Genomic DNA, 621 nt, shown 5'->3' with positions numbered 1-621 from the left:
TCACTGTCCGATTATCCGCTTCGTCAAAATGTTCTGGTTTAAGTTGCGCTAACGGTCCTTCTTGACCGATTAACCAAGCTTGAAGGATTTTCTCACCAACATACTCCCCGTTGAACGGGTTAATGTAGTCTGGTGTTTTGTGCATCCAATCCACTTTAATTAGGAACTGAGTTGGGAATGTCACACCTTTCATAGGGAAGCCAAGGCGATTGCCTAAGTACAATAAAATTGCACCTAAGCTGACCGGAATACCTTTTTTACGCTCTAGCACTTTATCGATAAAGCTGTTGTCAGAGATAAAGTACTCTTGGTCGTCACCTTTGAAGCCCCACTCATGGAAAAACAGACGTAGGAAAGAGTCGAAACGCTGCTCTTCATCTGTTTCATGGATAAGCGTTGCTTCTGCTTCTTGGTACAGACGCTCTAGCTCTTGCTTAGCCCAATGGACGTTGGTTTCTGGATTAACGGATTTATTGAGCTCTAACGCTCCTTCCACCAGCGCCATGTTGTCAAAATCTTCGTCAAAAAACTCAAGCATGACGATTACCCAAATAAAGTTGGACTCTTAGACACGGCGATGTTAGCCGCCATGACCAACCAACCGAGTGCGCCAAAGAAACC

Annotated in this window: 1 protein-coding gene; it reads right to left on the bottom strand. The window is 44.8% G+C overall.

Annotated elements, in window-relative coordinates; all coding sequences use genetic code 11:
- A partial coding sequence (locus R7Q48_RS28605; RefSeq protein ID WP_318133712.1) for a transglutaminase-like domain-containing protein occupies positions 1 to 538 on the bottom strand: 538 nt, incomplete at its 3' end.
- Between the last annotated feature and the right edge of the window lie 83 nt (positions 539 to 621).

The sequence above is a fragment of the Vibrio sp. 378 genome, assembly GCF_033339435.1.
This window is presented reverse-complemented; position numbering and strand designations above follow the sequence as displayed.